The organism is Amycolatopsis rhizosphaerae, from assembly GCF_007713715.1.
GTDB lineage: Bacteria > Actinomycetota > Actinomycetes > Mycobacteriales > Pseudonocardiaceae > Amycolatopsis_E > Amycolatopsis_E rhizosphaerae.
Genome location: NZ_VJWX01000625.1, coordinates 1 through 3,685 on the forward strand (window position 1 = coordinate 1; position 3,685 = coordinate 3,685).

The window sequence follows — 3,685 nt, forward strand, 5'->3', positions numbered from 1 at the left end:
GTACCGAGGCGTTCCCAGAGGTCGGCCAGATGCGCGCGCAGGACTTCCTCGGCTTCCTCCGCGGTCAAGTGTCCTATGAGCACATGAGTGGTGAGGCCGTCGGCGAGGGCGAGCAGAGTGCAAGCCTCGTGCTGCGGGTTGGGCGGTGTAACGCCTTCGCCGGCCGAGCCGCTCTCGGTGGCCTCCGCGATGAGGCGGACAAGGAGGTCATGGAGGGCTTTGTAGCTGGTTCTCAGCGGGCCTGCGAGTGGCTCGCTGACAGCGGCCTGAGCGACGAACGCGATCCAGATCCGTGCCTCGGCGCGGTGTTCTTCGCGGAGCAGGGCGATCTCGTTGGCCGCGTGGTCCAGGGCGGTGGCGGCCGACTGGGCCGGGCTTGCGGCCAGGCGGGTCCTCACCCGCTCGGTGATGCGGTCGCCGACGTGATCGACGGCGAAGAGGAGCATCTCCCCCTTGCTGCGGAAGCAGCGCTGAACCGCGCCCAGTGAGACCTGGGCGCGGGCGGCGACGTCGCGCATGCTCACTCCCTCCGGTCCGTGTTCGTCGACGAGGAGGCAGACGGCCTCGGCGATCCTGCGTCGTCGGCTTTCGTAGTCCACCTGTTTGGGCATGCCCGGTCGGCCTCCTTTATTCCAATACGATCGTATCGCTTCTGGGCTAAGGTTCGGACGCGAGCACTTCGGCTGGTGGAGAGGAAGCACGATGGTCAGGCAGAACGCCCTGTGGGCAATGACGGCCGCCGCCCAGGCGGAGGCGGTACGAGGGGGAGGGATATCGGCGGTCGAACTGGTCGACAGTCACCTGGAACGCATCGCCGAGGTCAACCCGCAGGTCAACGCGGTCACGCAGCTGCTGGCCGAGCGAGCCCGCGAGGCCGCGGCACACACGGACCGGCGGCGGGCGGCGGGCGAAGAACTCGGGCCGCTGGCCGGCGTGCCGTTCACGGTGAAGGAGACCACCGCTGTCGAAGGCGTGCCGACCACACTGGGAGCGGCGCGCTTCCGCGATTTTGTCGCTCCGGCCGACGCGCCGCCGGTGGCCCGGCTCCGCGCGGCGGGAGCCATACCGATCGGCCACAGCAACATGCCCACCCTGGTCCTGGCCGGGATGCACACCCGCAGCGAGTTGTTCGGCGACACTGTCAGCCCGTGGGACCGGAGCCGGACCCCGGGCGGCAGCAGTGGTGGTGACGGAGTGGCCGTCGCCACCGGCATGGCCGCACTCGGACTCGGCAACGACTCCGGCGGATCGGTACGGATCCCGGCCTCGTTCTGCGGCGTGACGGGGCTGAAGCCGACCACCGGGCGGTTTCCCGCCGACCACCGCGTCCTCGGCCCGGACGACCCGGGACCAGCCTCACAGATGCTGGTCACCGACGGGCCACTGGCCCGTACGGTCGCCGACCTGCGGCTGGCCTACGAGGCGCTGGCCGGGACCGACCCGCGGGACCCGCGGGCCGTACCCGTGCCCCTCTACGGCGAACCGCTGCCGGGGCCGGTCAAGGTCGCGCTGGTCGCCGACCCGGGCGGCCGCGGTGTCCACCCCGCGGTCCGCGGGGCCGTCACAGTGGCGGCGGGCGCGTTGCGCGACGCAGGGTACGACGTACGGGAGGTGGCGGACGTTCCGCGGCTGGACGAGGCACTCGAGGCATACGGCCGGATCACCGTGACCGAATTCGCGCCGACCTGGCCGGTGGTGCGGAAACTGCTCGGCGAAGGCGGAGACCGCTACCTCCGGATGGCCATGGAGAAGACTCCCCCTGCGAACGCCGCGGAGCTCACGAAGCTGATGGGGACCTGGCTCGGCATCCGCCGCTCCTGGGCAGAGTTCCTCGACGAGTACCCGCTGCTGCTCGGACCGGTGTTCACCGAGCCGCCCGTCGAGCCGGGACTGGAGTCACGCGACGAAGCGGGACGGGAACGGGTCGCCGAGGGCATGCGCCTGTGCACGGTGACCAGCTTCGTGGGCGTACCCGCGGTCGCCGTGCCGGCCGGAGTCAGCGGCGGACTGCCCTCCGGCGTCCAGATCATCGGGCGCGCTTTCCGGGAAGACCTGTGCCTGGCCGCTGCCCAGGAGATCGAGGACCGTCTCGGCGTGCTCACGCCGATCGACCCTCGCCCCGAAGTCCCGGCCGCCGCGGGGTAGGCGGAGCTGCGACCGCGGGCCTGGTTCGCCGCTCGTTCACGGCACCCCTTTTTCGCCAGAGAGCCACTTCGGTGTTTTCTGGCGCTATGGACCGGTTTCGTCCGCTTTCACCGTATCAAGTGGACGTTCGTTCGCCGTTGGTTCCTCCAGTATTCAACTGTCCACCGTGGATTCTCGTGGTCCCGGTTGCCAGGCTACGTCCGTTCCCCGATCCGACTGGAGATGTGGCATGGGCTGGTCTGCGAGAAGATGGAAGATTTCGGCGGCCGCGGTGGCGGCGGCCGTCACGGCGGCGGGCGTCGTCGCCGGAACGACGATGGCGAGCGCGGAACCCGGCGGCCGGGACGAGGGCACCCCCTCGCACGTGTTCTACATCATGATGGAGAACCACGGTGAGTCCCAGGTGCTCGGCAACACCGCCGACGCGCCTTACGCCAACCAGCTCGCCGCCCGCTACAACGTGGCGACGAACTTCCACGGGGTCACCCACCCCAGCCTGCCCAACTACCTCGCCATGTTCTCCGGCGACTTCCAGGGCATCTTCGACGACTGCAAGGCCGGTGCGAACGTCACCTGCGCACCGGAGGAGTTCGTGCCGAACTCGGGCGACGCCACCTCGGGCGCCTCGCTCACCCCGGCCGAGCTGGCCAGCGCGAGTGCGAAGCCGCACATGTTCTCCGGCCGCAACCTCGTGGACGAACTGGAGTCGCGCGGTCTGTCGTGGAAGGCGTACCTGCAGTCGATGCCGCAGGCCGGCTTCGAGGGCGAGTACGCGCCGACGATCAACGGCACCACGGTGAAGCTGTACGCGCAGAAGCACAACCCCTTCATGTACTTCTCGGACATCAACTCGCCCGGGAACCCGCGCCTGAACAACGTGGTGCCGATGGAGGGCAACCTCGACCGCGACCTGGCGAAGAACACCGTGCCCAACTTCGTGTGGATCAGCCCGGACCAGTGCCACGACATGCACGGCGTCTCGCCGAGCGGTGCCGCGCTGATCGGCCTGCCGCAGTGCGGTTTCCCCGACACCGGACTGGACCACGGCGCGATCCAGCTGGGCGACCGGTTCCTGCACGACACGGTCACCAAGATCATGGACTCCGAGACCTGGAAGCACTCGGACTCCAAGATCGTCATCGCCTGGGACGAAAACGACTACTCGGGCTTCTCGGGCGGTCCCGGCAGCCCGGTCGGCGCCAACGGTGCCGTCCTCGGCGGCGGTGACGCGCCCCTGATCGTGATCAACTCGCACGCCGGGCCGCACCAGAGTTCGGGCAAGCGGGCCGACCACTACACCGTGCTCGCCACCCTCGAGCGGATGTGGCACCTCGGCTGCCTGGCCAACACCTGCTCGCCGCGGACCTCCGGCGGCACCCTCACGGAGCTGTTCGAGAACTGACCCCCGGTTCCCGGCCCGTTTGTCCCGTGAAGGGGCCCTTCACAGTCGATCCGACCGTGAAGGGGCCCTTCACGGCTTCGGCCGCAGGGGCCGGGGCCGCATGAACTTGGCCGGGGGGTGGTATTCGGGGATAGGGCG

Annotated in this window: 3 protein-coding genes; 2 read left to right on the forward strand and 1 reads right to left on the reverse strand. The window is 69.5% G+C overall.

Features of this window, described 5'->3' with window-relative positions:
- Positions 1-611, reverse strand: a 611-nt coding sequence (locus FNH05_RS34425; protein WP_144593035.1) for a TetR/AcrR family transcriptional regulator, incomplete at its 3' end; no start/stop codon positions are given.
- Between the two features lie 91 nt (positions 612-702).
- Between FNH05_RS34425 and FNH05_RS34430 the strand changes: the two genes are divergently transcribed.
- Together FNH05_RS34430 and FNH05_RS34435 are read left to right on the forward strand one after the other, a co-directional pair.
- Positions 703-2,145, forward strand: coding sequence for an amidase (locus FNH05_RS34430; RefSeq protein ID WP_144593036.1), 1,443 nt, complete (start codon positions 703-705; stop codon positions 2,143-2,145).
- A 229-nt stretch (positions 2,146-2,374) separates the two neighbouring features.
- Positions 2,375-3,547 carry an alkaline phosphatase family protein gene (locus FNH05_RS34435; RefSeq protein WP_144593037.1) on the forward strand — a complete coding sequence of 391 codons (1,173 nt, stop codon included), beginning with the start codon at positions 2,375-2,377 and terminating at the stop codon, positions 3,545-3,547.
- Positions 3,548-3,685: the final 138 nt, after the last annotated feature.